Raw genomic sequence first — 26,072 nt, forward strand, 5'->3', positions numbered from 1 at the left:
ACATGTGCCGTTTGGCGGAACTGGATATTCTTTTACCCCGGAAAGCCAGATATGGAGAATGGGTAACCGCGACGCTTCAGGCTCATGCGGTCGGACGACAGAAACGGACGCTTATTATGGAGATCACCGAGAACGCGGAACTGGTGGGCAGATTGCTCGATGTGATGGAACACGACATCCTGCCGATGACCGAGCAGGGCGTGGCCAGGGGCAACAAGATTTTCGGCGGCGCGCTGCTGCGCAAATCGGATCTTTCGCTGGTCATGGCGCAGACCAACAACGAGACCGAGAACCCGCTGTGGCACGGCGAAGTTCATCTTTTGAAATGCTTTTACGAGAGCCCGCTGTCGAAGCAGGAACCGACCAGGGACATGATTTTCCTGTCGACCCATGAGCCCTGCACCATGTGCATGTCGGCGATCGCCTGGGCCGGCTTCGACAATTTCTTCTATTTCTTCAGCCATCAGGATTCGCGCGACAGTTTTGCCATTCCGCATGATCTCAAGATGCTCAAGGAAGTTTTCGGACTGGAGCCGGGCGGCTATAATCACGACAACGCCTTTTGGCACGGCCGCGGCATCTTCGGCATCATCGCCGCCCTGCCCGACGATCAGGCCCAGCCGCTGCTCGATCAGGCGCAACGCATCCGCGCTCGCTATGCCGATCTGTCGAGCGCCTACCAGTCGAGCAAGGACGACAACGCCATTCCTTTGAACTGAGTGGCGCGCCGTGACTGAGTTGTGGACAATACCGGCGCCCGGGGCTGAACAGTCGCGGGCGCAGCACAGCTCGGGTATCATCACGTGATGAAACCATCACGCGATATTTCCGGCCTCATCGAGATCATGGCGGCACTCAGGCATCCCGAAACCGGTTGCCCCTGGGACGTCAAGCAGGATTTCTCCACGATCAAGCCCTACACGATCGAGGAGGCCTATGAGGTCGCCGACGCGATCGAGCGGAACGATCCCGAGGACCTCTGCGACGAGCTTGGCGACCTGCTGCTGCAGGTGGTGTTTCACGCCCGCATGGCCGAGGAAGAGAAGCTGTTTTCCTTTGAAGACGTGGTCGAGGCCATCACCCGCAAGATGATCCGGCGACATCCGCATGTGTTTGAGCGATCCGAGGCCGACACGCCGGACAAGGTCAAGACGCAATGGGCCGAGATCAAGGCCGAGGAAAAGCGAGAGAGGCGCGAACGCCGCGCCGCCCGTGGACTGCCCGAGGCCGAGACGCCCGGACAACTGACCACCGTGCCGCGCGCCCTGCCCGCGCTGATGGAAGCGCTGAAGCTGCAACAGGCAGCGTCGCAGGTCGGTTTCGACTGGGGCGAAGCAGGCCCGGTGCTCGACAAGATCGAGGAAGAGATTGCCGAACTGCGCGCCGAGATCGCCAGCGGTCATACCGGCAAGGCGACCGAGGAACTCGGCGACGTGATCTTCGCCGTCGCCAATCTGGCGCGGCATCTGAAAACCGATCCGGAAGACGCTTTGCGCGCCACCAACACAAAGTTCCGCACCCGCTTTGCCTTTGTCGAAGCCGGTCTGGCCAAACTCGGCAAGACCCCGGACGACGCGACGCTCGACGAGATGGAAGCGCTGTGGCAGGCGGCGAAAGCGTCGGACTGATACGGATCGGCTTCGGCCGGCTGCCGCTTACCAGCTCACAGCCTCAAGCCCGATCACCAGCGGATGCAGGCTGATGAGCACTGCCAGCAGCGCCAGCGCCGCGACCAGCCGGACGATCGTGCCGGCACCCGGCATCAGGCTGCGTCCGGATTTGGTTGCCTGCAGCAACCCAAGCCACTGTGCCGGTCCCATCTCGCGTTTGCGGCGCCGGTCGATCAGCCGCATGCCCATAAGCGCAAACAGCGTAAAGCCGCCAAACAGCAATATATGGGCAAGGTCTCCATTGGGCACCACATGGCCTGCGGCCCACAGAGCCAGCGCCGCGAGATACGGGTGACGCAACCAGCCGGCGATCCCGGGATATGCCGGATCGAAGCGGGCATTGCGCCAGCCGCCAAAGGAGAATGGATTGGGCCGGAACGCAGCCATGGCAACGATCAGGCACACTGCCGCCATCGCCGTCAAAGTCACATGGTCTTGCCACGGCAGCCGTGGCCACAGCTCGACATAGGGCGCCCGGCCCGCGGCGATGATCAGCCAGGCCAGCACCGCAAGCGAAAGTGCCGAATAGAGCAAGGCGAAGCCGGCCTTGCCAATCCGCGCCACGATCATCGGCTTGACCGGCGGTCGGACCGGCAGCGAATGCGACAGCAGAAACACGCTATAGGCGCTGATCAATTCGCCCCAGCCGTTCATTTCGGCGCATCCGCAGCCGGTCCGCCGGAAAGTTTGCGCTTGGCGGCTTTCGGCCTTGTCAAAATCGGGAAATAGACCACGGCGAAGCCGCCAAAGGCGACCACCCAGCCACCGGCGGCCAGATGCAGCAACCAGTCCTCTTCCGGCATGGCGCCGGCCAGGAACCGGGCGCCGACAGAGATGATCATTGCCAGATACAGCGCGGTGATTGCCGGTGTCGCATGCAGCGGCCGGCCGGCATGGCCGAGGCTTGCCCGGGTCATCACCGCAAGCGTCATCAAGCCGATGGCGCCGGCCATCCAGACATGCTGCGTCGCCGCCGTGCCGACCGGCAACAAGCTGTGTCCGGCAATGGCGAAAAACCCAAGCGGTACGAAGGCGTAGGCCATGTGCAGCACCCAGACCAGGGCCTCGCTGCCGGTCTGCCAGCCTTGCCAGCGGATCAGGCGCCAACTCTGGGCCAGCCCGGCGACCAGGCACAGGATGGCGGTGGTCGCCTGGTCGGGCGCAATCACCCATGCAGCGAGCGCGAGCGCGGTCACCAGCACGATGACCGTGTCGGTGCGGCCAAAGGGAGCCGGCAGGCGTGTCGCGTGCCGCGCAGCCAGCCAGTTGCGGGTAAATGACGGCACGATCCGCCCGCCAATCAGGGTGATCAGCAGGATCGCCGCCGCAAGCCCCAGCCGCAGGCCGGTTCCCGAAGCCGGCAGCCCGTCCGCCAGCGCCTGCTGGTGAAATGCCGCATTGGCGAGCGTCCAGAAGCCGAGCAAGGCCAGAACCGGAAGGTTTTTCCAGTTCTTGCCGGTGATGATTTCGCGCGCCAAAAAGCCTGCCAGGGCAATCGGAAATGCGAGATCCACCGCCATGGCGAGATAGGGCGGCATCAGCGTTGAGACCGCCACCGCGACGCGGCCTGCGAGCCACAGCGCCACAAGTCCGGCCAGCGGCCATCCGGTCACCGGCAGGCTGCCGGTCCAGTTGGGCACGGCGGTCAGCAGAAATCCGGCAATCACCGCGCCGAGATAGCCAAACAGCAATTCATGGGCGTGCCAGGCGACCGGATCGAACGCGCTGCGCAACGGGTCATGGCCCGACAGCATCATCACCCACAGCATCATCGCCAGGCCGGCCCAGGCGGCGCCGAACAGGAAGAACGGCCGGAAGCCGAAACTCAGGATCGCCGGGCCGCGCCAGTCCCGCATGCGTGCGGCAGTTGTGCTCATCACTCTTTCCCCGAAGCGGTTCGCGACGGATGCGAACCAGGCCTTGGCCCCAACCGGCAATCCGGCCTGAGGCTGCCCGTTCGAATAGACCCAGAAACAGGTACTGTAAATACCTGTTTCTGGGTGAAGGTCAGAAAGCCTCGGAATTGAGCGGAAATTTGCGTCAGGAACGTCTAGAAATCGGCGTCCGGTTTCGGCCCGTTGCCCATGCGGCGATCAAGCTCGTCGGAATCAGATCCGGTGAATTCAGCCTCGATCAGCACCGAGCCGTCTTCCATGTCCTCGCGCTTGCTGACCCGGCCGCGCTGGTAGATCCATGGCACCAGGGTCATCTGATCCGGTGCAATGGTGACCGTGCGCGACACCAGCTTGCCGGAAATCACCGATTCGATGCGCGCCAGCAATTCGTCGATCCCCTCGCCGGTGACCGACGAGACGGCAATGGCGTTCTCGGAATTTTCGGCCCTGACCTTGAGATCGGCGGCGGCTTCCTCGGGCAAAAGGTCGATCTTGTTCCAGACCTCGACCAGCTTCTGCTCGGCCCCCTCGCCGACGCCAAGGCTCTTCAGAATCGCCTCGACATCCTTGGCCTGTGCGGCGCGGTCCGGATCGGCCATGTCGCGCACATGCAGGATCAGGTCGGCTTCGATGACTTCCTCGAGCGTGGCGCGGAAAGCTGCGACCAGATGGGTCGGAAGGCTGGAGATGAAGCCCACCGTGTCGGACAGGATGACCATCTTGCCATGCGGCAGTTTCATCCGTCTCAGCGTCGGATCCAGCGTTGCAAACAACATGTCCTCGGCCAGCACCTCGGCGCCGGTGAGCCGGTTGAACAGCGTCGACTTGCCGGCATTGGTATAGCCGACAAGCGCCACGATCGGGTGCGGCACCTTCTTGCGCTTGGCGCGGTGCAATTGCCTTGTGCGGCGGACCTGATCGAGCTCGCGTTCGAGCTTGATGATGCGTTCCTGCAATTGCCGCCGGTCGGCCTCGATCTGGGTTTCACCCGGACCGCCCATGAACCCGCCGCCGCCGCGCTGGCGTTCAAGGTGGGTCCAGCTGCGCACCAGTCGGCCCTTCTGATAATTCAGATGGGCAAGCTCGACCTGCAGCACGCCTTCCTTGGTGGAGGCGCGGCGGCCAAAGATTTCCAGAATCAGGCCGGTGCGGTCAATCACCTTGACCAGCCACTGCTCTTCGAGATTGCGCTGCTGCACCGGGGTGAGCGGGTGGTCGACAATCACCAGATCGGCGCCGGACGACTCGATCAGCGCCTTGATCTCGAGCATCTTGCCCTTGCCGAACAGCGTTGAGGGCCGCGGTGACGAGATCGGGATGATCAGTGACTCGGCCACCTCAAGGTCGATCGCACCGGCCAGGCCGATCGCCTCTTCCATGCGGTGGGTGTCGGGGCGTTTGACCACTTCGCCACTGCCGGGCGCCGCATTGCGCGTGCGCAAGGTCGGAATGATCACAATTGCGCTGGTGACGCCGGACTTGCTGTCCGCGTCGGTGAAATTTCCGGTGCTATCTACAGTTTCTATGTGCGTTGTCCTGTCAGGCGCCGGTTGCGGCGTCCTCATTTTCAAACATCTGAACCGGTTGGCTCGGCATGATCGTGGAAATCGCATGCTTGTAGACAAGCTGCGAATGACCATCGCGCCTCAGCAGGACGCAGAAATTGTCAAATGAGGTGACCACTCCGGTCAACTTCACTCCGTTGATCAAGAAGATCGTCAGCGAGATTTTCTGTTTCCGAACCGTATTGAGAAAAAGGTCCTGCAGATTTTGTGAACGTTCCGCCATTGCGCCTATTCATCCGTCTTTTTATTGCCTGCACAATTGCAGGACGTTACCTCATTCATTCGGAGCTGACGAAACCCGCTTCCATGCAGGGCCGAGAAAGTCCTCGACCCCATAGCCTTCCGTAACGTCAACTTCCGAACACCCCAAAACCGTCTGACAGGCAGATTTGTTAGATTTGACCGCTGACGGAAATTCGCTCGCCCGAACAAAGCGCAGAAAATCATTGTTATGGTGTTTTGTAAACACTTGTTTTGACGCGCCAGACAATCAGGCCCGGCGGCCCGTGTCTATCGGCTCATCCAGTAACGAATGTTCAAAACCGCAAACACCACCATCACTTCAAGCCGTCCCAAAGTCATGGTCGCGATCGCCGCGAGCTTGGCCATGACCGGCAATGCCGCGATTTGCGGCCAGACCTGATTTCCCGGATCGGTGGCATAAGACGGCGGCACCAGGGCGTCATAGACCGGGCCGGCATTGGCGAAAAAGGCCACCGCCATGGTGATTCCGCCCTCGAAATTGGTCGCCGTCAGCGTCAGCGCCATCGCCGCCGCGGAGATGACCAGCAGCGACAGCGCGAAATAGGTCCAGATCGCCCGCATGCTCGGCTCGTCGATGATCTGGGACCCGAAGCGCAGATTGATGACGCTGCTGGGATAGATCAGCTGGTTGAGCTCGCGCCAGGAATGCGCCGCCATCGCGCCGATCCGGTAGATCTTGAAGCCGCCGGTGGTCGAATAGATGCCGCCGCCGACCACGACCACCACCAGCACGATGAGGTCGGGCCACAGCGCAATCACGCCGGGCCGGCTCTCGATGCCGCTGGTGGCAATCAGCGAGCTTGCGGCAAGCAGGCTTTCGGCGACGATCGGCCCGAGCGCGGCACCGCCGGAAATCGCCGACAGCCGTGCGGCAAAAAGCGTGGCGATGATGATGACGGCGGCACTGATGATGACGACTTCCGGATTGCCGAGCAGAAAATGTTTCGGCGAACGCAGCAGGCGGCGGCGCCAGAACACGCTGACCGTGCCCAGCAGCAAGCCGGCGGTCAGCACCAGTTGCGCCATCGGCCCGGCATGGTTTTCCAGCGCGCCGTCGAAGGGAAGGAATCCGCCGGTGGCAATCGCCATCATCGACAGCATCATGGCATAGGGTCCGGTCACACCGGTCAGCGCCAGCGCCACGAAGACGATGAAGGTCATCAGCATGTATTGCGCCAGCACCTGGCGGAAATCGCCGAGATCCACCGTCATCTCGCTGGACTGGCTGGTGATGATGCGGCGATCGCCCGCCGGAAGTCCGCCGAAGCCGCCGGGCGCCAGCACGTGAATGATCGACACCAGCGTCAGAAACCCGCCATACCACTCGATCGAGGCGCGCCAGAACAGCATGGCGCGCGGCGTGGTTTCGCGGATCATCATCGATGACCCGGAGGTGGTGAAGGCTGCCACGGCCTCGAACCAGGAATCGACCCAGCCCAGGCCGGTGAGTGTCTTGAACGAGACGGCGGCAATAACCGGAAGCAGCACCCAGACGGCGACAAGCCCGAGATAGCCGGTCGCCCGGCCCAGCCTGCGTTCAAAGCCTGACACCGCGCCGAGCACCATCAGTGCCGCAAACACGCCCAGCGCCCCGACCAGCAGCATCGACAGCGCCAGGTCGCGCATGCCGTCGGCAATGGCAAACAGCACGGCCGGAACGATCATCGCGAACAATCCCGCAACGGAAACGGCCAGGATGTGCAGCACGCCTAGCATGGGCTTAGAAGAACTCCAGGCTTACCCGGAACATCTGCTCGACATGGCGCACCGATTCCAGCGCTGCAAACATCACCACGCGGTCCTTGGCCTTGATCTTGAGCGATCCGTCGGGCCGCAGGACCTGCTTGTCGCGATAGATCGCACCGATCCGCACGCCGTCGGGCAGATCCAGATTGCGCAGCGGCTTGCCGACCAGCGGCGAAGTCTCCAGCGCTTCGGCCTCGATGACTTCGGCCGAGCCCTTCTGCACCGAATAGACCGCGCGGATGCGGCCGCGGCGGACATGCTGCAAAATGCGCGAAATCGTCACCGCGCGGGGGTTGATATGGGCGTCGATGCCGAGCGTCTTGGTGAACGACTGGTAGGACGGGTTGTTGATCAGCGCCAGATTGGCCTTGCAGCCCAGCCGCTTGGCCATCACCGACGACAGGATGTTGACCTGGTCGTCATTTGTCAGCGCCACCATCAGGTCGGCATTCTGGATGTCGGCCTCGATCAGGATGTTCTGGTCCAGCGAGGAGCCGTTGAGCACCACGGTCCGAGACAGCGAATCGGCTATCACCACGGCGCGGTCGCGATCGGCCTCGATGATCTTCACCTTGGTCTTGGGCTGCCGTTCCTCGATCGCCGCGGCGACGTAATAGCCGATATTGCCGCCGCCGGAGATGACGATGCGGCCAGCCTCCTGCTCCTCGTGACCGAACAGACCCAGCGTGCGGCGGACATGGTCCTTGTCGCACACGACATAGGCCAGATCTCCGGTTTCGAGCTGGTCGGTGGAATGCGGCACGAACAGCTTGTCATGACGCCAGACGCCGACCACGGTGGCAAGCAGGTCGGGAAACAGTTCGCTCAGCTGCAACAGCGGCGTGTTGACCACCGGGCAGTCCTCGAGACATTCGATGGCAACCATCGCCACCTTGTCGTCGGCAAAGCGCACGGCGTCGGTGGCGCCGGGCAGCGCAATGCGCCGCAGCACCATCTGGCCGACCTCGACCTCGGGCGAGATGATCACGTCAATGGGCATGTGGTCGCGCGAAAACAGATCCGCCCAGTGCGGCTTGAGATAGGACTGGGCGCGGATGCGGGCGATCTTGGTCGGCACGTTGAAGATCGAGTGCGCGACCTGGCACGCCACCATGTTGATTTCATCATAGAGCGTGACGGCAATGATCATGTCGGCCTGGTCGGCGCCGGCCTGGGCCAGCACGTCGGGATGGGCGCCATGGCCGACATAGCTGCGCACGTCCAGCGTATCCCGGATCGCCTGCACAAGCGTGGCCGACGTATCGATGACCGACACATCATTGTCTTCCGCAGCGAGCCGCTCGGCAATGCCGTAGCCTACCCGTCCCGCACCGCAAATGATGACCTTCATTGCCGACCTCTCAAGAGCCTGTTCAAAGCCGCGACCGTGGCGGCTTGGCGGTGCTTATACGCCAAGCGATTTCAATTTGCGATGCAGTGCGGACCGCTCCATCCCCACAAATTCCGCGGTTCTGGAAATATTTCCGCCGAAGCGGTTGATCTGGGCGATCAGATAATCGCGCTCGAACATTTCCCGCGCCTCGCGCAGCGGCAGGGTCATGATGTGGTTGGAACCTGCGGCAGAGGTCTTGGGCAGCATGTCGGACACATCATCGGGCAGCATGTCGGCGCTGATCACCGTTTCCGGCCCGTCCGAGCGGGCCAGAATCATCAGCCGTTCCATGTAGTTGCGCAATTGTCTTATATTGCCGGGCCAGGTGTGGGCCTGGATCACCGCGAGCGCGTCATCGCCGATGCGGCGGTTCCTGATACCTGCCTGCTCGGAGACCATCCGCATGAAGGTGTCGACCAGGAACGGGATGTCCTCGCGCCGTTCGCTCAATGAGGGAACCTTGACCGGAACCACCGCCAGCCGGTGATAGAGGTCCTCGCGGAATTCTCCGGCGGCGATGAGTTCCTCGAGATTGCGCGCCGTCGACGAGATGATCCGCACATCGACCTTGACCCGCTTGGTGCCGCCGACCCGTTCGAACTGCTGGTCGACCAGCACCCGCAGGATCTTGCTCTGGGTGCCGCGCGGCATGTCGGCGACCTCGTCGAGATAGAGAATGCCGCCATGGGCTTCCTCGAGCGCGCCGACCTTGCGTTCATGGCTGGCCGCAGCCTCGGTGCCGAACAGCGCCACCTCCATGCGTTCGGGCGTGATCGCGGCGGCGTTGAGCACCACGAAGGGTCCGCCCGAGCGGGTGGATTTGCGGTGAATGAGCCGCGCCACCAGTTCCTTGCCCGAACCCGATGGCCCGAGAATCATCACCCGGGAATTGGTCGGCGCGATCTTGTCGATGCTCTGCTTGAGCTGCGAGACGGCAATCGAGGTGCCGATCAGTTCCACCGGATCGCCCGAGCGTTTCTTGAGTTCGGTGACTTCGCGCTTGAGCTTGGAGGTCTCGATCGCGCGTTCGGCAACCAGCAGCAGCCGGTCGGCCTTGAACGGTTTTTCGATGAAATCATAGGCGCCGCGGCGGATCGCTGAAACCGCGGTCTCGATGTTGCCGTGGCCCGAAATCATCACCACCGGCAGTTCGGGATAGCGCGCCTTGATCTCGTCAAGCAGGGCCAGCCCGTCAAGGCGGCTGCCCTGCAGCCAGATATCGAGAAAGATCAGCCGCGGCACCCGGTCATTGATGGCCGCAAGAGCGGAATCGCTGTCGCCTGCGGTGCGGGTTTCGTGGCCTTCATCATCCAGAATGCCGGCAACGATCTCGCGAATGTCGGCCTCGTCGTCAACGACCAGAATATCAGACGCCATCTGCCGGTTCCTTTGCTGTGTCATCTTCTGTGGTGGTCTGCTCGGGCCCCTCCACCGGGAGGCGGACGGTGATCATCGCGCCGCGGCCACCATCAATGTCTGCAGGCGCATCGCGCAACTGAATCGCGCCGCCATGATCATCGATGATCTTCTTGACGATGGCGAGACCAAGGCCGGTGCCCTTGTCGCGCATCGTCATATAGGGCTCGAGCAGCCGGTGACGGTTTTCCGCCGGCAGGCCGCGGCCATTGTCGATGATGTCGACGACATAATCGCGGCCATCCTCGGAGCGGTTGGCCCGCACGATGATGGTCTTGCCGTCGCGCTCGGCGTCGGGCGGAACGGAATCAATGGCTTCCGTGGCGTTCTTGATCAGATTGGCGAATGCCTGTCCGAGCATGCGCGCATCGAACTCGCCCTCCATCGGGGTCTCGGGGAACTCGTTGATGAACTGGATGTCGTTGCGGCTCACCTCGCGCAGGAACGCCGCGTCCTTGAGAATGTCGCGCAGGTCGCCGCGCGCCTTGGACGGCTTCGGCATGCGGGCGAAGGAGGAAAACTCGTCGACCATGCGGCCGATGTCCTCGACCTGGCGGATGATGGTGTCGGTGCACTGGTCGAAGATAGCCCGGTCGTCATCGGGTATCTGCCTTCCATAGCGGCGGCGAATGCGCTCGGCCGAAAGCTGGATCGGGGTCAGCGGATTCTTGATCTCGTGGGCAATGCGGCGGGCCACATCGGCCCAGGCGGTGGAGCGCTGGGCGATCACCAGGTCGGTGATGTCGTCGAGCGTGACGACGAAGGATTCCAGCCGGTCATGGGTCTGTTCCCTCGTGACCTTGACGTTGAGGGTGCGTTCCTTGCCGTTGCGGTTGATGGTGACCTGGCCGGTGGCATCGATCCATGGCCGCATGCCGGCTTCGGCCATCACGGTTTCGAATTCCGGCGCGATCTCGGCAAAGTTGCGGTCGATCAGATCATCCTCGCCATTGCCCAGAATCTCGCGGGCCGAGCGGTTGGCGATGGTCACCGCCCCCTGGTGGTCGACGCCGACAACGCCGGCCGACACACCCGAAAGCACGGCCTCGGTGAAGCGGCGGCGGTTGTCGATCTGGTCCTTGGCCGAGAGGATTTCATCGCGCTGGGTGCGGATCTGCACGATCATGTTGTTGAAGGTCTGCGCCAGCGAACCGACATCGCCGTCGGACGCATGCACAGGCACCACCACGTCGAGATTGCCGCTGGCGACATCGTCGGAGGCGCCGATCAGCACCCGGATCGGCCGCACCAGCCGGTCGGCCACGGCAATCGCGGTCCAGATCGCCGCCAGCAGCACGATCAGCGCGAAGCCGAGATAGAGAATGCCGAACGCCAGTTGCAGGGACGCCCGCCCCTGCTCCAGGGTCTGGTATTCCTTGGTGGCTTCCTCCATCAGCCGCATCGAGCGCATGACTTCGGGGTCGACCACGCGGACGGTGTAGAGCAGCGTTCCGCCGATCTGCTGCAGCGGCATCAGCGCGCCGACCAGATTGGTGACGCCGGGCGGAATCAGCGTCGGCTGGCCCTTGACCGCATCCTTGAGCGCCTGCTCGGGCACTGCCGGCAAGGGCCGCTCGGTTTCGATGTCGGCCTGCAGGATGGTGCTGCCATCCTCGCGCACCAGGAACGCGCCGAGAAGCCCGCGGCCGATTGCCTGCCGGGTCATGAACTGCTCGAAACCGACGCGGTCGAGGCTGTAGAGCGTGCGCGCATTGTCCAGATCATTGGCCATCGACACCGTCTGGCCTTGCAAAAACCGTGCGTTTTCCAGCACATAGGCCTGCGCCACCGACAGGGACGAGTTGACGATTGACTTGGTTCGAATGGAAAACCAGCGATCAAGACCGACATCAAGCGTGATCGAGGCGACGATGGCGACCAGGATGGCGGGCACGATCGCGACGATCGAGAACAGCGCGACGATTCGGATGTGAAGCTTGGCCGCTGCCTTGCCCCGGCGCCGGGCCTTGAACAGCGAGTAGATCTCGACAACCACCAGCGTCACCAGCCCGATGACGAAGAACAGGTTGACCACCACGGCGCCGTAGACGACCTGGTCGACCGGCTCGATCGGCGTCAGTCCGAGCAGGATCGAAAACGAGATCAGGGCGCTCAAAAACGCCGAAATGACCAAGGCGATGCCCGGCAGCGTGAACAGGTTGCGCCGCTGCGTGGCCTCCTGCCCGGCATCCGCCACTGGTGCTTTCGCCGGCAGATCCGGTGCTGCGTTGATGGCCGTCTGTTCCATGCCGCTCCATTGTCGCCGGGACGCTATCGTTGCGAACATGCAACATATTGTGGCGAAAATGCAACTTTCGGCCAAGATGTGTCAAGCGTGATGACGGGCCTGGAGTTTTCTCAGGCGAGACGTGGCGAGCGGTAGACCGTGACTCCCAGTTCGCGGATTTTCTTGCGCAGCGTGTTGCGGTTCAATCCGAGCAGATCGGCGGCCTTGATCTGGTTGCCGCGCGTTGCCGTCAGCGCTGCGAGAATCAGCGGATATTCCACCTCTTCAAGCACCCGCTGGTACAGTCCCGGCGGCGGCAGGTCTTCTCCAAAATCGGCGAAATAGCGGCGCATGTTCTCCTCGACCGATTGCGCGATGGTCGCCGCTCCGGTCGAGGGCGAGCCCTGTGGCGAAGCCGGTTCGGGCGATTCGATGCGGAGTTCATTGTCGACGATTTCGCGGGTAATGACGTCCTGCGGATAGAGCGCCATCACGCGGCGGACGACATTTTCGAGCTCGCGGACATTGCCCGGCCATGGATAGGCCTTGAGCAGGTCGAGCGCCTCGCCGTCAAAGCGTTTTGCGTCGAGACCTTCGCCGACGGCATAGCGGACGAAATGGCGTACCAGATCCGGCACGTCCTCGGCGCGGTCCCTGAGCGCCGGCAGCCGCAACGGCACGACATTGAGACGGTAATACAGATCCTCGCGGAACAGGCCCTGATTGATAAGGATCTTGAGGTCCTTGTTGGTGGCGGCGACGATCCGGACATCGGTCTTGATCGGCGTGCGGCCGCCCACCGTGGTGTATTCGCCCTGCTGCAGCACCCGCAACAGCCGGGTCTGGGCGTCCATCGGCATGTCGCCGATCTCGTCGAGGAACAGGGTGCCGCCCTCGGCCTGTTCGAAACGCCCGGTCGACTTGTTCTGCGCGCCGGTAAAGGCGCCCTTCTCATGGCCAAAGAGTTCGGATTCGATCAGGTCGCGCGGGATCGCCGCCATGTTGATGGCGACAAAGGGGCCGTTGCGGCGCTTGCCGTAATCATGCAGCGCGCGGGCGACCAGTTCCTTGCCGGTTCCCGATTCGCCGGTGATCATCAGCGTCAGGTCGGTCTGCATCAGCCGCGCCAGCACCCGGTAGATCTCCTGCATCGCGGTCGAGCGTCCGACCAACGGCATGCCTTCGGTGAGATTCCTCGGGCTGGGAGGACAGCTTGCGCGGCTCCGACAGGGCCCGGCCGATGATGTTGATCATCTCGGTCAGGTCAAAGGGTTTGGGCAGATAGTCATAGGCGCCGCCCTCCGACGCCTTGATTGCCGTCATGAAGGTGTTCTGGGCGCTCATCACCAGCACCGGCAGGTCCGGACGCGAGCGTCTGATCCGCGGCAGCATGTCGAAGGCGTTCTCATCCGGCATGACCACATCGGTGATCACCAGATCGCCATCGCCCGCCGAGATCCAGCGCCATAGAGTGGCGGCATTGGAGGTGATGCGGACATCATAGCCGGCCCTGGTCAGGGCCTGGTTGAGCACGGTGCGAGATCGCCGCGTCATCATCGGCGACAAGTATGGTGGCTTTGCCCATCGGTTCAGTCCTTTTGGCCGGTCGCGCTGTCACTGGTTGACGGCAGCGGCTTGATTGGCCGGCCGTCGGGCGAGACCGGCATCAGAATTCGGAAAGTGGTTTTGCGGCTTTGGCTGTCACATTCAACGATACCGCCATGGCCGCCGACGATCTTGGCGACCAGAGCCAGTCCCAGGCCGGAGCCGTTGGTCTTGGTGGTGATGAAGGGATCGAACAGATGCGGCACCAGATCGGCGGGCACGCCCGGTCCGTTGTCCTGCACGCAGAATTCCAGCGGCAGCGAGACCTTTTCGCGGGTGCCGGCGACCGACAGCTTGATGCCGGGCCGGTAGGCGGTGGTCAGAACGATTTCGCCATTGGGATCGTCACCGATTGATTCGGCCGCGTTCTTGACCAGGTTCAAAAACACCTGAACAAGCTGGTCGCGGTTGGCGTAGACCGAAGGCAGCGACGGATCATAGAGCTCTGAAAACTTGATCCGGCGGGCAAATCCGGCCTTGGCGATCGCCTTGACGTGGTCGAGCACGGAATGGATGTTGACCGGCACCCGGTCCACCGGACGCTCGTCGGAAAAGATCTCCATGCGGTCGACCAGCGACACGATCCGGTCGGTCTCGTCGCGGATCAGCCGGGTCAGGGCGCGGTCGTCGTCGCCCACCGACATTTCCAGCAATTGCGCCGCACCGCGGATGCCCGACAGCGGGTTCTTGATTTCATGGGCCAGCATCGAGGCCAGACCGGTGACCGAGCGGGCTGCGGCGCGATGGGTCAACTGGCGGTCGATCTTGTCGGCCATCGAGCGTTCCTGGAACACGACGACGACATTGCCCGGCAAGCCGGAGACCGGCGCCACATAGAGGTCGACCAGCTTGTCGCTGCCCAGCCGCGGCGAACTCAGGTCGACGCGGTATTCATTGACCCCGGCGCGGCGCTCGCGGACCTGGTCGATCAGCTCGAGCAGCGGGCTGCCGAACGGTATGAACGTGTCGATCTTGTGCCGGGCGAGATGCGATGCGCTGGCAGCAAAGAACGCTTCCGCCTCCCAGTTTGCAAAGCAGACGACGCTGTCGCCATCGACCATGATCACCGGATGCTGGATGGCGTTGAGCACCATGATGGCGGTGTCCGCATCCGCGCCACCGATCTGGCTGGCCAGTATGTCACTCACGCTGCACTCTCCAGTACCGATGCGGCCTGGGCGCCGCCGTCCAATGCTTCGGAAAACCAGGTCCAGACCTGATCGGCGCTGCGCGAGGTCATCATCGCCGTTTTCAGCGCAGCCGGCGTGTCGGGTGCCAGCGTCTCGAGATACCAGCCGATATGCTTGCGGGCGTGACGGACGCCGACATCCTCGCCGTAATGCTCTACCATCATCCGGTAATGCTCCAGCGCCACGGCGTTGCGCGCCTCTCCGGATACAGGCACCAGATCGGAGCCGGCCAGTTCACCGCAGATCCAGGGCTGGCCGCGCGAGGCGCGACCGACCATCACCGCATCGGCGCCGGAGCGGCGCAGGCAGTCCGCAATATCGGCGCGGGTCTCGACATCGCCATTGGCAATCAGCGGCACAGAGATCGCCTCGCGGACGCGGGCGATGGCATCCCAGTTGGCAACGCCTTCGTAAAACTGCATGCGGGTACGGCCATGCACGGTGATCATCTGTACGCCTGCGGCCTCGGCCCGGGCGGCGATCAGCGCTGCATTGTGGTTCTGGTCATCCCAGCCAAGCCGCATCTTCAACGTCACCGGCACGTTCACGGCCTTCACCGCCGCCTCGATCAGGCTAAGCGCATGATCGGGATCACGCATCAACGCGGAGCCGGAATAGCCGCCGGTGACCTTTTTCGCCGGGCAGCCCATATTGATGTCGATCATCGCCGCACCTTCGGCCTCGGCGATCCGGGCCGCCTCGCCCATCCACCAGGCTTCGCGCCCGGCAAGCTGGACCACATGCGGATCGATGCCGTCGCCGCGCAGCCGCACCTGTGATTCGCGCCGTTCGGTAACCAGTTCGCGGCTTGCCACCATCTCGGTGAACACCAGCCCGGCGCCGTGCTTCCAGGCCAGTTGCCGGAAGGGCAGATCGGAAATGCCCGACAGCGGCGCCAGGAACACCCGGTTTCGCGCTGTGACCGGTCCGATCACAAGCGGCTCGCTCAAAATGGCTTCAATGTTTTGCATGCGTATCGTGCAACTCTCTTTGTTGCCCTTTTTTTAGACAATCATGGCCGGATTGCCAAGTCGTATTCGCGCGCGGCCCGAGAAAAATGCAAAAGAGCTTTTTTCCCGTTAACGCAACCTCTAAACACTCAGGCAATCGGATTTCGGGAATTGAATTTACATGAACGACGGACATGAATTTGCTCTGGTGGTCGTCGCAGCGGGTCGAGGCGAGCGCGCCGGCTCGCCCGCCAACGGACCAAAGCAGTACCGCCTGATCGGTGGATGGCCGGTGATCGCCAGAACCCTGGTGACATTTCTCGACCATCCCGGTTGCGGCGATATCGTCGTGGTCATTCATCCCGATGATGAGGCGCTCTATGCCAAGGCCGTCGGCGGGCTCAAGGGGCTCGACCGGGTTCGCACGGTGTTTGGCGGCGCCACCCGGCAGGCCTCGGTCCGCGCCGGCCTGCAGGCGCTTTCGGCCACCTCCCTGCAGCATGTGCTGATCCACGATGCGGTGCGGCCCTTTGTCAGCCACGCCATCATCGACGACGTGCTCGAGGCGCTGAAGGCGGGCCACAGCGCCGCCCTGCCCGCTGTCGCGGTCGCCGATACGCTCAAGCGCGGCGATGCCTCCGGCTGCATTGCCGGAACCGTGCCGCGCGACGGTGTGTTCGGCGCGCAGACGCCGCAAGGGTTCGGCTATGCCGAGATCGCGGCGGCCCATGCCCGCGCCGAAGCCGAAACCGAGACGGCTTTCACCGATGACTGCGCCATCGCCGAATGGGCGGGGCTCAATGTGCGGCTGACGCCGGGACATGCATCAAACGTCAAACTCACCACTTCCGGGGATATTGCCATGGCCGACGAGAAACTTGCACCCGCGCGCTTGCCGGATGTGCGCACCGGAAACGGCTATGATGTGCACCGGCTGGTTCCCGGCAGCTTTGTCACCCTGTGCGGGGTGGAAATCCCGCATGATCAGCGGCTGGACGGGCATTCCGACGCCGATGTCGGCCTGCATGCGCTGACCGACGCGCTGCTGGCCACCTGTGCCGCCGGCGATATCGGCGATCATTTCCCGCCCTCCGACCCGCAATGGCGCGGGGCGGCGTCACACATCTTTCTCACCCATGCAGCGGGCATTGTCCGCAAGGCCGGCGGGGTGATCATGAACGCCGACGTGACCCTGATCGCCGAAGCGCCGAAGATCGGGCCGCACCGGCAGGAAATGCGCGAGTCGCTGGCCAGTATTCTCGATATTTCCGTCGACCGCTGCTCGGTCAAGGCGACAACCAACGAAACCATCGGCTTTGCCGGCCGCCGCGAGGGCATCGCCGCAATCGCCACCGCAACGGTGGTGTTTGGAGATTACGCATGACCCGGGTCACCACAGTGAGCGAGATGCAGGCCGACTGCCGGGCGCTGGCCCAGGAGCTGATCGAACGGTTTTCAGCTGCTGGCGCCATGACCGCAACAGCCGAATCCTGCACCGGCGGGCTGATCGCCGGCGCGATCACCGACATTGCCGGATCCTCGGCGGTGTTTGACCGCGGCTTTGTCACCTATTCCAACGAGGCCAAGCAGGACATGCTCGGTGTCAAACCCGCCACGCTCGAGGCTTTCGGCGCGGTGTCACCACAAGTGGCCACAGAGATGGTGCTCGGTGCACGCAGGCGTTCCCGCGCCGATTTCGCCGTGTCCGTCACCGGAGTCGCCGGGCCGGGCGGCGGCACCCAACACAAGCCCGTGGGGCTTGTCTGGATGGGGCTGTCGGGACCGGGCGACCTGACCAGCGTGGTCGAACTGCGCTGGGATCCGGCCTGGAGCCGCGACCTGATCCGCGCGGCCACCGTGCGGGCGGCGCTCGAAGCGCTGATCGGCCGGCTGCCCCTGCTGCAGGCTCAGACGCCGCCGGCGTCGCCGTAAATCTCGCGGGCGCGTTTTTCAAAAGCTTCGGCAAACATCCGGAAGGCGCGATCGAACATCGCGCCCATCACCACGCCAAGCATGCGGCTCTTGAACTCGTAGTCGATGAAGAACCGCACCTCGCAGCCGCCGGTCTCACCGGGCTCGAACGACCAGCGGTTGTCGAGATATTTGAACGGTCCATCGAGATATTTGACGTCGATGGCGAGATCATCGGGCTTGAGCAGGACTTGGCTTGTAAAGGTCTCTCGGATGGCCTTGTAGCCCACCGTCATGTCGGCAATCAGCAAGGTCTTGCCGTCGCGCTCCTTGCGCGAGCGCACGGTCAGCGCCTCGCACAGCGGCAGAAACTCCGGATAGCTCTCGACATCGGCGACCAGATCGAACATCTGGCGCGGCGAATGCGGAACGTGGCGTGTGGTTTCATAGGTTGGCATGAAAGGCAATTAATCGGGCCAGACAGGAATATCAAGCAAATGACGTGGGATGGCACCATATGAATGAGGACGATCTGCTCCCAAGTGACGTACACAGACCCGGTTTTGCGCTTTTGACAGCCGCTTCGCGCAATGCGAAAATCAACGGAAAGGAGACGGCAAATGGCAACCCTGAATATTTCCGTGACCGACGCCATGAAGCAATGGGTGGAAGAGCAGGCTCAATCAGGCCATTACGTGGATGCTGACGATTATATCCGGGATATCATCCGCAAGGACCAGCAGCACAAGGCCCGCATTGCCGAGTTGCAGCGCCTGGTCGATGAGGGTCTGCACAGTGGAACAAGCGACGAAACCATGGACGATATCCTCGCTTCGATGCACCGTGCAGCCGTGTAACGCGAATGCCGTACCGGCTTACACGGCGCGCGGTCAGTGATGTGCGTGGCATCTACAGATACGGCAGGCAGCAATTCGGTCAGAACAAGGCGGACTTGTATCACCGGAACCTGAAGAACATTTTCGAACTGCTGGCTGCCAATCCGGGGCTGGCTCGCGAATGTCGCGAGACCGATCCTCCGGTTCGGGTGCACCCTTTCGGATCTCACATGATCATCTTAGTCGAAATTGCCGACGGATCGATCACGATCATCCGCGTGCGGCATCAACGCGAAGACTGGACAGCGCTGACCACCGCCGGTTCGCTTTGACGATCCCTACCCTACAGCAGCCCTCATCTTCGCGTCCCGGTTGGCCTTGAGCCGGGCGAAATCATCGCCGGCGTGGTGCGAGGAGCGGGTCAGCGGACTTGAGGACACCATCAGGAAGCCCTTTGTGTAGGCGATCTTCTCATAGCTCTTGAACTCGTCGGGCGTGACGTAACTCATCACCTCGTGGTGCTTGCGGGTCGGCTGCAGATATTGCCCGATGGTCATGAAATCGACATCGGCCGAGCGCAGGTCATCCATCAGCTGCAGCACTTCGTTTCGTTCCTCGCCCAGGCCCACCATGATGCCCGACTTGGTGAACATGGTCGGATCCAGTTCCTTGACCCGCTGCAACAGCCTCAGCGAGTGGAAATAGCGCGCGCCGGGGCGGACGGTGAGATAATTGCCCGGCACGGTTTCGAGATTGTGGTTGAAGACATCGGGCTTGGCCGCGACCACGCGCTCCAGCGCGCCGGGCTTGCGCAGGAAATCCGGCGTCAGGATCTCGATCGTGGTGCCCGGTGAGGAGGCGCGGATCGAACGGATCACCTTCTCGAAATGCTCGGCGCCGCCATCGTCGAGATCATCACGGTCGACAGAGGTGATGACCACATGCTGCAGCCCCATCTGCTTGACCGCCTTGGCGACATTGTAGGGCTCGTGCATGTCCAGCGCATTGGGCTTGCCGGTGATGACATTGCAGAAGGCGCAGGCGCGGGTGCAGATCTCGCCCATGATCATGAAGGTGGCGTGCTTCTTGTCCCAGCATTCGCCGATATTGGGGCAGCCGGCCTCCTCGCAGACCGTGACGAGATTGTTCTCCTTCACGATCGAACGGGTTTCCTGGTAGCCCTTGGAGGTAGGCGCGCGCACGCGGATCCATTCCGGCTTGCGCTTGACCTCGGTGTCAGGACGGGCCTGCTTTTCCGGGTGCCTTACGCGCTTTGCGACAGGGGCGGTGGCGTCGAGAATGGTGACCATCGGAAGGTCCCTTTACTTGCGTTGCGGTTCAGCCGCGCTTGGAGCGGCCGAAGACCCAGAGGATCAGGACGGCGCCGGCGATGGCGACGACCAGATTTCCGGCAAATCCGTAATAGTTGATATTCAGCACGCCGGCCAGCGCGCTGCCGACGAAGGAGCCGGCAATGCCGACCAGCATGTTGGTGAGCAGGCCGTGCTCCCGGTTCATGGCGCGTTCGGCGACATAGCCGGCGATCAGGCCGACCAGCAGCAGGCCGAAGAAACCCAGTCCCGGCATGGCCATGAAACCCATATGGACGTCTATCATCGCCGTTTGTCTCCCTTTGCCGCGTCACCGAGCGCGCGCATGATCAACCAGAATGTAAGACCGAGCAGCAGTCCCATCAATGCCAGGATGGCCGACAGGCTGATGATGCCGGTCATGCCTTCAAGCCGGACGGCGCCGAACTCGACCGCGCCGCGGCCGCGAATGGCTGCCAGACCGGCGAGAGCGCCCAAGACGGCCCCGCCCATTGTCGGCAGCATGACCGCTTTCGGCACGCGAAAAGCGCCGATCACGCGTTGAGCGCCCGTCCATAGGCGTCGAGCACGCTTTCCTTCAGCGTTTCCGAGATCGTCGGATGCGGGAAGATGGTGTGCATCAGGTCTTCCTCGGTGGTCTCCAGATTCATCGCCACGACAAAGCCCTGGATCAGTTCGGTGACTTCGGCACCGACCAGATGCGCGCCCAGAAGCTCGCCGGTCTTCTTGTCGAAGATGGTCTTGACCATGCCCTGGTCTTCACCCAGAGCAATCGCCTTGCCATTGGCGACGAAGGGGAAGCGGCCGACACGGATGTCGAGGCCCTGCTCCTTGGCCTTTGCTTCGGTGAGGCCGACAGATGCCACTTGTGGATTGCAATAGGTGCAGCCCGGGATCTTGAGCTTGTCCATCGGGTGGACATTGGGCAGGCCGGCGATCTTTTCGACGCAGATGACAGCCTCGTGTTCGGCCTTGTGGGCCAGCATCGGCGGGCCGGCGACATCGCCGATGGCATAGAGGCCCGGCACATTGGTCTTGCCATAGCCGTCGATGACGATGCAGCCGCGATCGGTCTTCACACCGAGCGCTTCAAGCCCGATATTCTCGATATTGCCCTGCACGCCGACAGCCGAGATCATCCGGTCGGCGGTGATCTTCTCAATCTTGCCGTCCTTGAGCTCGACATGGGCGGTGACCGAGTCTGCGCCCTTTTCGACCTTGGTGACCTTGGCTTCGAGCAGGATCTTCATGCCCTGCTTGTCGAACTGCTTCTTGGCGAAGGCGGAAATCTCGGCATCTTCGACCGGCATCACGGTTTTCATCACTTCGACCACGGTCACATCCACGCCCATGCTGCGGTAGAAGGAGGCGAATTCGATGCCGATGGCGCCCGAGCCCATGACCAGCAGCGATTTCGGCATTTTCGCAGGCTTCATCGCCTCGAAATAGGTCCAGATCAGCTTGCCATCGGGCTCGATGCCCGGCAGCGCACGCGGCCGTGCGCCGGTGGCGATGATGATGTGCTTGGCGGTGTAGGTGCCCTCGCCCAGCGTGTTTTTGGGGATCGGGCCCTGAGGTTCGACGATCTTCTTAGTGGTCTTGGAGACCACGATCTCGCCGGGCTTGGTCAGTTTCGCCTCGCCCCAGATCACGTCGACCTTGTTCTTCTTCATCAGGAAGCCGACGCCGCCGTTCATCCGCTCGGCGATGCCGCGCGAGCGCTTGACGATGGCGTCGAGATCCGGCGTCACCGTGCCTTCGAGCTTGAGGCCGTAATTCTTGGCGTGTTCGCTCAGATGCAGCACTTCCGCCGAGCGCAGCAGCGCCTTGGTCGGAATGCAGCCCCAGTTGGAGCAGATGCCTGCCAGATGCTCGCGTTCGACCACGGCGGTCTTGAGGCCCAGCTGGGCGGCCCGGATGGCCGCAATATAGCCGCCGGGGCCGGAACCGATGATGATCACGTCGTAATTATTGGCCATGGAACAATCTCCTCATTGGGCGGATGCCGGTGCGCCGTGCGCGTTTGCTGCAGGGCGCGTCAGAAGCACCCATTGCGTGGCGGTGTGGGTGTCGGAAAAGGCGATGATGGGTGCGCGGCCCTGCTCTTCAAAGCCGAAGCTTTGGTACAGCGACAAGGCACGGGAATTGGCATCATCGGTGATGATCGAGGATGGGCCGGCGGCGCGGTCAAGTTCGGCCCTTAGCAGCGCCCGGCCAATGCCCTGGCCGCGAAAGCGGGTATAGACGGCGACACTGTCGATGAAACGGCTTCCGATTGCGCGGGACTTGAGCGTTTCGAGCGGCTCAAGCACCGGATCGGGCAGCCCCTGATCGCCGGGGCCGCCGGTCAGCTCGAACGACAGCGACATGCCGGCGACGCCGTCACCGGTTTCGGCAATCAGCACGTTCTTCCAGGAGAATGGCCCGTCGATGAAGGCATAGCCATCGCGGCCGAATTCCAGCGGCCGGTCATAGCAGCCCTCGCGGACACCTGCTTCCAGCACACGCGTCGCCAGCCCGGATGACGCAATGTCATCGAGAATGACGATGTCGGCGCTGTCAGCACGTGTGGCTGGGCGGATATGCAAGGCCTGCTCCTGTCATCTCCGGTTTTGAACCGGTGTGGCGGGAGCAGGCGTGATGGGGTGTTAACCCGCCAGCATCCCGTAGATTTCGTCCTTGAGCTTCAGACGTTCTTTCCGCATTGCCTCCATGTGGAAATCATCTGTCGGCTCAACGTCGGTTTCAGCACGGTGGATGGCCCGGTTGACGTCGTGATAGGCATCAAAGAGCTTGGCGAAATGGGCATCGCCCTGTTTCAGCTCATGCATTTTCTCGACGTGTTCGGGAAATTCCTCCGCCAGTTCGTTGGGCGTATGTGACATCAATCATCTCCTTGAGGGCTTGTGATGATTGCAGTCTATCCGTCCGTTGGTTGTTCTCCTTGACCCTGGTCAATTGCTCGAAATTCAGTGCCCCAGCAGCAGTCGTGCCACCGGCGCTATTCCGCGGCCAATGGCGCGGGTGTTCTTGGCATCGAGATGCACGCCGTCGATCGACGAACACTGCGCCACCGAGCCTGCATCGAAGAAGCCCGCACCGGTCTCGTCAGCCAGATCGGCATAGAACGAGGCCAGCATTGCCGATTCATCGACCGCGCCCTCAAACATCGCGGCGAAATCCGGATCGGCGGTTTCCACCAGCGGCGGCGGCGAGACCACCAGGACCTGCGGCGGCTCCTGGTCCGCTGTCGGCCAGGCATGCAGACGCACCAGTTCCAGCAGCCGGCGCATGCCCTTTGAGGCCGCATGGGCGGATCCGGCAATGACCGGCTTCATGTCGTTAGAGCCGAGCATGATGATCACCAGATCGAGCGGCGCATGCGCATGAAGCACGGTCGGCAGGGTGCGCGCGCCGTTGCGGTCGCAATCACCGGTGTGATCGTCAAACACCGTGGTGCGGCCATTGAGCCCGTCGGCCACCACATGCACGCCCTCGCCCAGCGACGCCGCCAGCACCGTTGACCAGCGGTCTTCAAGCGCATGCCGGTCCCGGGTTTCAGGGTTGTAGCCCCAGGTCAGTGAGTCGCCGTAGCAGAGGACTGTTTTCATGGCTCTACAACGCCATTTGGAGCGTGAGATAATTGAGAGCGGGGACTGCCAAGCATTTTCACGTCCCCTTGATCAATTGGTCGACCTTCTTCTCCAGCGCGCCAATGCGCTCTTCGAAATCGCCGGTTACAAATCTGCTCATCATGGTGTCGGCTGTCAGCGCGTTGTTGAAGCTTTTCTGCCGACCTTCAATGGTGTCGAGACGCCTTTTGACGTCGGCAAAACCATCTTTCATCTCGGTCCTGACTTCGCGGGCTTCAGCGCGCATTTCCTTCAGCATCGGAATGATCATGTCTTTCGGTTCGGTCATGATATCCTCCTTGAGACCAAAGCTACGGCTTCAATATGGTGCGCGGGCCAGGCAAAGTCACCTGCCCGCCTCAGACATGGTCGAGCTTGCGCAGGCCCAGCGCCACGAACAGGAACAGCACGCCGTTGGAGACCAGCTCGATGCCCAGGAGCAGGCCCAGAATGGTGGTTGCGCTGGCCGGAAGGCCGGCAAGGATCATGACGCCGAGCACCACCGACACAAGGCCCGAAACCAGCACCCAGACCCAGCCGCTGGCGGGCTTCAATGCCAGCGCGAACATGGTCTTGGCCACACCGGTCATCAAAAACAGCACCGCCACCAGGAATGTCAGCGACACCGAACCGGCCAGCGGATCGGCAACCAGCACGAAGCCGACGATGAGCGAGAGCACACCGATGCCGAGCGACCAGATGAAGCCGGGCCAGTCGCGGATGCGGAAGGCATGCACCACCTGGACGACGCCCTGAAGCAGGAAGATCCAGCCGGCCAGAACGACGGCCAGAATGGTCGCGCCGAAGGGATTGAGCAGCGCCAGAAAGCCGCCGACGATGCAGATCACCGCCAGCACCGCCATCCAGGTCCATGTCCTGCCGAAGCTTTCGTTCAAACCCTTGTCAGCCATACGCATTCTCCAGAGTTGACTGTTGCGGGGCCATCAGCGCTGCCGAACAGGCCGGGTGCGCCCGCACCGCTGCAACGCGTTTGCCTTGCTGCGGCAGGCTGAGCGGTCGAATGATGCCATCCGACCGCCTTGTGCATCAGACCAGCATGCCCATCGGGTTCTGGATATAGCCCTTGAAGGCCGCCAGCAATTCGGCGCCGAGCGCACCGTCGACGGCACGGTGATCGGTCGACAGAGTGACGCTCATCACCGTGGCGATTGCCAGCTCGCCATCCTTGACCACCGGCCGCTGTTCGCCGGCGCCGACGGCCAGAATGGTCGCATGCGGCGGATTGACGACGGCGGCAAAATCCTTGACGCCCATCATGCCCATGTTCGACACGGCGGTGGTGCCGCCCTGGTATTCCTCGGGCTTGAGCTTCTTTTCCTTGGCGCGCTTGCCCATGTCCTTCATCTCGTTGGAGATGGCAGACAGCGTCTTGAGCTCGGCGGAGCGGATGATCGGGGTGATCAGTCCACCAGGAATCGACACGGCGACGCCGACATCGGCATGCTTGTGCTTGACCATGTTCTCGTCGGTCCAGGACACATTGGCGTCCGGCACATCGCGCAGCGCCAGCGCCAGCGCCTTGATCACCATGTCATTGACCGAGAGCTTGTAGACCGGCTTGTCGTCCTTGAGCGGTGCTGCCTTGTTGAGCTGGCCGCGCAAGGCCAGCAGCGCATCGAGTTCGCAATCCACGGTGACGTAGAAATGCGGGATGGTTTGCTTGGATTCCTGCAGGCGGCGGGCAATGGTCTTGCGCATGCCGTCATGCTTGACCAGCTCGTAGGAGCCTTCGGCGAAGTTCTTGAGAATGGCATCCTGCGACATGCCTTTTGGCGCGGCAGCAGGGGCGGCCGAGGCTGCAGCCTGGGGGGCGGCTGCGGCAGCCTTGCCGGTGCCCGACGCGATTGCAGCTTCCACATCCTTCTTGACGACGCGGCCATGCGGACCGGAGCCTGTGATCTGCGCCACGTCCACGCCCGCATCCTTGGCAATGCGGCGGGCCAGCGGCGAGGAGAACACGCGCTCGCCCGATTGGGTGGTCGGCGCCGGTGACGGTGCGGCCGGGTTTTGATCGCGGATCGGCTTGTCAAGACTGGCAGCAGGATCGGACGTGGTTGCCGGCTTTTCGGCTTGCTCTTTCGGTGCGTCCGTCTTGGGGCTTTCAGCGGCAGCAGGAGCCGGCGCAGCGTCGTCGCCGCCCTTGGCCGCGTCCTCGACGCTTTCGCCCTCACCGGCCAGAATGGCGATCAGCGCATTGACCTTGACGCCTTCGGTGCCCGCGGGCACGACGATTTTCGCCACGGTGCCTTCATCGACGGCTTCGACCTCCATCGTTGCCTTGTCGGTCTCGATCTCGGCAATGATGTCGCCGGGGCCGACCTTGTCACCTTCCTTGACCAGCCATTTGGCGAGGTTGCCCTCTTCCATGGTTGGCGACAGGGCCGGCATTGTGATGTTGATGGGCATCCGACTGTCCTCCC

At 62.6% G+C, this 26,072-nt stretch carries 27 protein-coding genes and 1 pseudogene; 6 read left to right on the forward strand and 22 right to left on the reverse strand.

Going from position 1 to position 26,072, the window contains the following annotated elements:
- Positions 1 to 116: 116 nt before the first annotated feature.
- Together OEG82_RS13380 and mazG are read left to right on the forward strand one after the other, a co-directional pair.
- The gene (locus OEG82_RS13380; protein WP_267612917.1) at positions 117 to 719 is read left to right on the forward strand and encodes a nucleoside deaminase; all 603 of its coding nucleotides are present in this window, start codon (positions 117 to 119) and stop codon (positions 717 to 719) included.
- 87 nt (positions 720 to 806) lie between these two features.
- Positions 807 to 1,628: a nucleoside triphosphate pyrophosphohydrolase gene (gene mazG, locus OEG82_RS13385; protein ID WP_267614950.1), complete on the forward strand. Its 822-nt coding sequence runs from the start codon at positions 807 to 809 to the stop codon at positions 1,626 to 1,628.
- A 27-nt stretch (positions 1,629 to 1,655) separates the two neighbouring features.
- Here mazG and OEG82_RS13390 read toward each other — a convergent pair whose 3' ends face one another.
- The 11 genes and pseudogenes from OEG82_RS13390 to dusB form a co-directional block, all read right to left on the reverse strand.
- Positions 1,656 to 2,324, reverse strand: a complete 669-nt coding sequence (locus tag OEG82_RS13390; protein ID WP_267612918.1) for an NnrU family protein — start codon at positions 2,322 to 2,324, stop codon at positions 1,656 to 1,658.
- Entirely contained in the window at positions 2,321 to 3,547 is a 1,227-nt protein-coding gene (locus OEG82_RS13395; RefSeq protein WP_267612919.1) for an NnrS family protein, read from the reverse strand. Before OEG82_RS13395 ends, OEG82_RS13390 begins: the two co-directional genes overlap by 4 nt.
- Positions 3,548 to 3,720: 173 nt before the next feature.
- Positions 3,721 to 5,130: a GTPase HflX gene (gene hflX, locus OEG82_RS13400; protein ID WP_473423434.1), complete on the reverse strand. Its 1,410-nt coding sequence runs from the start codon at positions 5,128 to 5,130 to the stop codon at positions 3,721 to 3,723.
- Positions 5,105 to 5,353 carry an RNA chaperone Hfq gene (gene hfq, locus OEG82_RS13405; RefSeq protein WP_047030051.1) on the reverse strand — a complete coding sequence of 83 codons (249 nt, stop codon included), beginning with the start codon at positions 5,351 to 5,353 and terminating at the stop codon, positions 5,105 to 5,107. Before hfq ends, hflX begins: the two co-directional genes overlap by 26 nt.
- A gap of 287 nt (positions 5,354 to 5,640) precedes the next feature.
- Positions 5,641 to 7,059 (reverse strand): TrkH family potassium uptake protein, encoded by a 1,419-nt coding sequence (locus OEG82_RS13410; protein WP_267612920.1) that lies wholly within the window; start codon positions 7,057 to 7,059, stop codon positions 5,641 to 5,643.
- A 55-nt stretch (positions 7,060 to 7,114) separates the two neighbouring features.
- The gene (gene trkA, locus OEG82_RS13415; RefSeq protein ID WP_267612921.1) at positions 7,115 to 8,491 is read right to left on the reverse strand and encodes a Trk system potassium transporter TrkA; all 1,377 of its coding nucleotides are present in this window, start codon (positions 8,489 to 8,491) and stop codon (positions 7,115 to 7,117) included.
- A gap of 54 nt (positions 8,492 to 8,545) precedes the next feature.
- On the reverse strand, positions 8,546 to 9,910 hold the full coding sequence (ntrX, locus tag OEG82_RS13420; protein ID WP_267612922.1) for a nitrogen assimilation response regulator NtrX: 1,365 nt from the start codon (positions 9,908 to 9,910) through the stop codon (positions 8,546 to 8,548).
- Positions 9,900 to 12,197, reverse strand: coding sequence for a sensor histidine kinase NtrY-like (locus OEG82_RS13425; RefSeq protein WP_267612923.1), 2,298 nt, complete (start codon positions 12,195 to 12,197; stop codon positions 9,900 to 9,902). The genes ntrX and OEG82_RS13425 overlap by 11 nt, the downstream gene beginning before the upstream one ends.
- Before the next feature lie 110 nt (positions 12,198 to 12,307).
- A pseudogene (gene ntrC, locus OEG82_RS13430) lies at positions 12,308 to 13,761 on the reverse strand (nitrogen regulation protein NR(I)).
- Between the two features lie 4 nt (positions 13,762 to 13,765).
- Positions 13,766 to 14,875, reverse strand: a complete 1,110-nt coding sequence (locus OEG82_RS13435; protein WP_267614952.1) for a two-component system sensor histidine kinase NtrB — start codon at positions 14,873 to 14,875, stop codon at positions 13,766 to 13,768.
- A 50-nt stretch (positions 14,876 to 14,925) separates the two neighbouring features.
- Positions 14,926 to 15,942 (reverse strand): tRNA dihydrouridine synthase DusB, encoded by a 1,017-nt coding sequence (dusB, locus tag OEG82_RS13440; RefSeq protein WP_267612924.1) that lies wholly within the window; start codon positions 15,940 to 15,942, stop codon positions 14,926 to 14,928.
- A 160-nt stretch (positions 15,943 to 16,102) separates the two neighbouring features.
- Between dusB and OEG82_RS13445 the strand changes: the two genes are divergently transcribed.
- Positions 16,103 to 17,305 (forward strand): bifunctional 2-C-methyl-D-erythritol 4-phosphate cytidylyltransferase/2-C-methyl-D-erythritol 2,4-cyclodiphosphate synthase, encoded by a 1,203-nt coding sequence (locus OEG82_RS13445; protein ID WP_267612925.1) that lies wholly within the window; start codon positions 16,103 to 16,105, stop codon positions 17,303 to 17,305.
- Positions 17,302 to 17,853, forward strand: coding sequence for a CinA family protein (locus OEG82_RS13450; RefSeq protein WP_267612926.1), 552 nt, complete (start codon positions 17,302 to 17,304; stop codon positions 17,851 to 17,853). Before OEG82_RS13445 ends, OEG82_RS13450 begins: the two co-directional genes overlap by 4 nt.
- On the opposite strand, the gene OEG82_RS13455 is transcribed toward OEG82_RS13450, so the two are convergent.
- Positions 17,829 to 18,290, reverse strand: coding sequence for a type II toxin-antitoxin system RatA family toxin (locus OEG82_RS13455; protein ID WP_267612927.1), 462 nt, complete (start codon positions 18,288 to 18,290; stop codon positions 17,829 to 17,831). The genes OEG82_RS13450 and OEG82_RS13455 overlap by 25 nt on opposite strands.
- Positions 18,291 to 18,452: 162 nt before the next feature.
- Here OEG82_RS13455 and OEG82_RS13460 point away from each other — a divergent pair, with 162 nt between their 5' ends.
- Both OEG82_RS13460 and OEG82_RS13465 read left to right on the forward strand, forming a co-directional pair.
- Positions 18,453 to 18,689, forward strand: coding sequence for a type II toxin-antitoxin system ParD family antitoxin (locus tag OEG82_RS13460; protein WP_267612928.1), 237 nt, complete (start codon positions 18,453 to 18,455; stop codon positions 18,687 to 18,689).
- A gap of 5 nt (positions 18,690 to 18,694) precedes the next feature.
- The gene (locus OEG82_RS13465) at positions 18,695 to 19,000 is read left to right on the forward strand and encodes a type II toxin-antitoxin system RelE/ParE family toxin (protein WP_267612929.1); all 306 of its coding nucleotides are present in this window, start codon (positions 18,695 to 18,697) and stop codon (positions 18,998 to 19,000) included.
- 6 nt (positions 19,001 to 19,006) lie between these two features.
- On the opposite strand, the gene lipA is transcribed toward OEG82_RS13465, so the two are convergent.
- From lipA to OEG82_RS13515, 10 genes are all read right to left on the reverse strand, one after another.
- Positions 19,007 to 19,978, reverse strand: a complete 972-nt coding sequence (gene lipA / locus OEG82_RS13470; protein ID WP_267612930.1) for a lipoyl synthase — start codon at positions 19,976 to 19,978, stop codon at positions 19,007 to 19,009.
- 28 nt (positions 19,979 to 20,006) lie between these two features.
- The gene (locus tag OEG82_RS13475) at positions 20,007 to 20,285 is read right to left on the reverse strand and encodes a GlsB/YeaQ/YmgE family stress response membrane protein (RefSeq protein ID WP_267612931.1); all 279 of its coding nucleotides are present in this window, start codon (positions 20,283 to 20,285) and stop codon (positions 20,007 to 20,009) included.
- Positions 20,282 to 20,503, reverse strand: coding sequence for a hypothetical protein (locus tag OEG82_RS13480; protein WP_267612932.1), 222 nt, complete (start codon positions 20,501 to 20,503; stop codon positions 20,282 to 20,284). The genes OEG82_RS13475 and OEG82_RS13480 overlap by 4 nt, the downstream gene beginning before the upstream one ends.
- 29 nt (positions 20,504 to 20,532) lie before the next feature.
- Positions 20,533 to 21,978 carry a dihydrolipoyl dehydrogenase gene (lpdA, locus tag OEG82_RS13485; RefSeq protein ID WP_267612933.1) on the reverse strand — a complete coding sequence of 482 codons (1,446 nt, stop codon included), beginning with the start codon at positions 21,976 to 21,978 and terminating at the stop codon, positions 20,533 to 20,535.
- A 12-nt stretch (positions 21,979 to 21,990) separates the two neighbouring features.
- On the reverse strand, positions 21,991 to 22,587 hold the full coding sequence (locus OEG82_RS13490; protein ID WP_267612934.1) for a GNAT family N-acetyltransferase: 597 nt from the start codon (positions 22,585 to 22,587) through the stop codon (positions 21,991 to 21,993).
- A gap of 60 nt (positions 22,588 to 22,647) precedes the next feature.
- Entirely contained in the window at positions 22,648 to 22,884 is a 237-nt protein-coding gene (locus OEG82_RS13495) for an HP1242/YdcH family protein (protein WP_267612935.1), read from the reverse strand.
- 84 nt (positions 22,885 to 22,968) lie between these two features.
- On the reverse strand, positions 22,969 to 23,610 hold the full coding sequence (locus OEG82_RS13500; RefSeq protein WP_267612936.1) for an SGNH/GDSL hydrolase family protein: 642 nt from the start codon (positions 23,608 to 23,610) through the stop codon (positions 22,969 to 22,971).
- 58 nt (positions 23,611 to 23,668) lie between these two features.
- On the reverse strand, positions 23,669 to 23,920 hold the full coding sequence (locus tag OEG82_RS13505) for a hypothetical protein (protein ID WP_267612937.1): 252 nt from the start codon (positions 23,918 to 23,920) through the stop codon (positions 23,669 to 23,671).
- 70 nt (positions 23,921 to 23,990) lie between these two features.
- Complete coding sequence (locus OEG82_RS13510) at positions 23,991 to 24,542, reverse strand: HdeD family acid-resistance protein (protein WP_267612938.1); 552 nt, start codon at positions 24,540 to 24,542, stop codon at positions 23,991 to 23,993.
- A gap of 136 nt (positions 24,543 to 24,678) precedes the next feature.
- Positions 24,679 to 26,058 (reverse strand): pyruvate dehydrogenase complex dihydrolipoamide acetyltransferase, encoded by a 1,380-nt coding sequence (locus tag OEG82_RS13515; protein ID WP_267612939.1) that lies wholly within the window; start codon positions 26,056 to 26,058, stop codon positions 24,679 to 24,681.
- Between the last annotated feature and the right edge of the window lie 14 nt (positions 26,059 to 26,072).

Origin of the sequence: Hoeflea ulvae (assembly GCF_026619435.1) — a bacterium.
GTDB lineage: Bacteria > Pseudomonadota > Alphaproteobacteria > Rhizobiales > Rhizobiaceae > Hoeflea > Hoeflea ulvae.

Excerpts from the sequence above, each read along its gene's own strand:
- OEG82_RS13480 (WP_267612932.1), bottom strand. The coding sequence starts at position 20,503 with ATGCTGCCGACAATGGGCGGGGCCGTCTTGGGCGCTCTCGCCGGTCTG.
- OEG82_RS13465 (WP_267612929.1), top strand. The coding sequence starts at position 18,695 with ATGCCGTACCGGCTTACACGGCGCGCGGTCAGTGATGTGCGTGGCATC.
- OEG82_RS13425 (WP_267612923.1), bottom strand. The coding sequence starts at position 12,197 with ATGGAACAGACGGCCATCAACGCAGCACCGGATCTGCCGGCGAAAGCA.
- hfq (WP_047030051.1), bottom strand. The coding sequence starts at position 5,353 with ATGGCGGAACGTTCACAAAATCTGCAGGACCTTTTTCTCAATACGGTT.
- hflX (WP_473423434.1), bottom strand. The coding sequence starts at position 5,130 with ATGAGGACGCCGCAACCGGCGCCTGACAGGACAACGCACATAGAAACT.
- OEG82_RS13475 (WP_267612931.1), bottom strand. The coding sequence starts at position 20,285 with ATGATAGACGTCCATATGGGTTTCATGGCCATGCCGGGACTGGGTTTC.
- trkA (WP_267612921.1), bottom strand. The coding sequence starts at position 8,491 with ATGAAGGTCATCATTTGCGGTGCGGGACGGGTAGGCTACGGCATTGCC.
- OEG82_RS13450 (WP_267612926.1), top strand. The coding sequence starts at position 17,302 with ATGACCCGGGTCACCACAGTGAGCGAGATGCAGGCCGACTGCCGGGCG.
- OEG82_RS13435 (WP_267614952.1), bottom strand. The coding sequence starts at position 14,875 with ATGGTGCTCAACGCCATCCAGCATCCGGTGATCATGGTCGATGGCGAC.
- OEG82_RS13455 (WP_267612927.1), bottom strand. The coding sequence starts at position 18,290 with ATGCCAACCTATGAAACCACACGCCACGTTCCGCATTCGCCGCGCCAG.
- OEG82_RS13510 (WP_267612938.1), bottom strand. The coding sequence starts at position 24,542 with ATGGCTGACAAGGGTTTGAACGAAAGCTTCGGCAGGACATGGACCTGG.
- OEG82_RS13390 (WP_267612918.1), bottom strand. The coding sequence starts at position 2,324 with ATGAACGGCTGGGGCGAATTGATCAGCGCCTATAGCGTGTTTCTGCTG.
- ntrX (WP_267612922.1), bottom strand. The coding sequence starts at position 9,910 with ATGGCGTCTGATATTCTGGTCGTTGACGACGAGGCCGACATTCGCGAG.
- OEG82_RS13505 (WP_267612937.1), bottom strand. The coding sequence starts at position 23,920 with ATGACCGAACCGAAAGACATGATCATTCCGATGCTGAAGGAAATGCGC.
- OEG82_RS13445 (WP_267612925.1), top strand. The coding sequence starts at position 16,103 with ATGAACGACGGACATGAATTTGCTCTGGTGGTCGTCGCAGCGGGTCGA.
- mazG (WP_267614950.1), top strand. The coding sequence starts at position 807 with ATGAAACCATCACGCGATATTTCCGGCCTCATCGAGATCATGGCGGCA.
- OEG82_RS13380 (WP_267612917.1), top strand. The coding sequence starts at position 117 with ATGGAGATCACCGAGAACGCGGAACTGGTGGGCAGATTGCTCGATGTG.
- OEG82_RS13395 (WP_267612919.1), bottom strand. The coding sequence starts at position 3,547 with ATGAGCACAACTGCCGCACGCATGCGGGACTGGCGCGGCCCGGCGATC.
- OEG82_RS13515 (WP_267612939.1), bottom strand. The coding sequence starts at position 26,058 with ATGCCCATCAACATCACAATGCCGGCCCTGTCGCCAACCATGGAAGAG.
- OEG82_RS13500 (WP_267612936.1), bottom strand. The coding sequence starts at position 23,610 with ATGAAAACAGTCCTCTGCTACGGCGACTCACTGACCTGGGGCTACAAC.
- lpdA (WP_267612933.1), bottom strand. The coding sequence starts at position 21,978 with ATGGCCAATAATTACGACGTGATCATCATCGGTTCCGGCCCCGGCGGC.
- OEG82_RS13410 (WP_267612920.1), bottom strand. The coding sequence starts at position 7,059 with ATGATCGTTCCGGCCGTGCTGTTTGCCATTGCCGACGGCATGCGCGAC.
- lipA (WP_267612930.1), bottom strand. The coding sequence starts at position 19,978 with ATGGTCACCATTCTCGACGCCACCGCCCCTGTCGCAAAGCGCGTAAGG.
- OEG82_RS13495 (WP_267612935.1), bottom strand. The coding sequence starts at position 22,884 with ATGTCACATACGCCCAACGAACTGGCGGAGGAATTTCCCGAACACGTC.
- OEG82_RS13460 (WP_267612928.1), top strand. The coding sequence starts at position 18,453 with ATGGCAACCCTGAATATTTCCGTGACCGACGCCATGAAGCAATGGGTG.
- dusB (WP_267612924.1), bottom strand. The coding sequence starts at position 15,942 with ATGCAAAACATTGAAGCCATTTTGAGCGAGCCGCTTGTGATCGGACCG.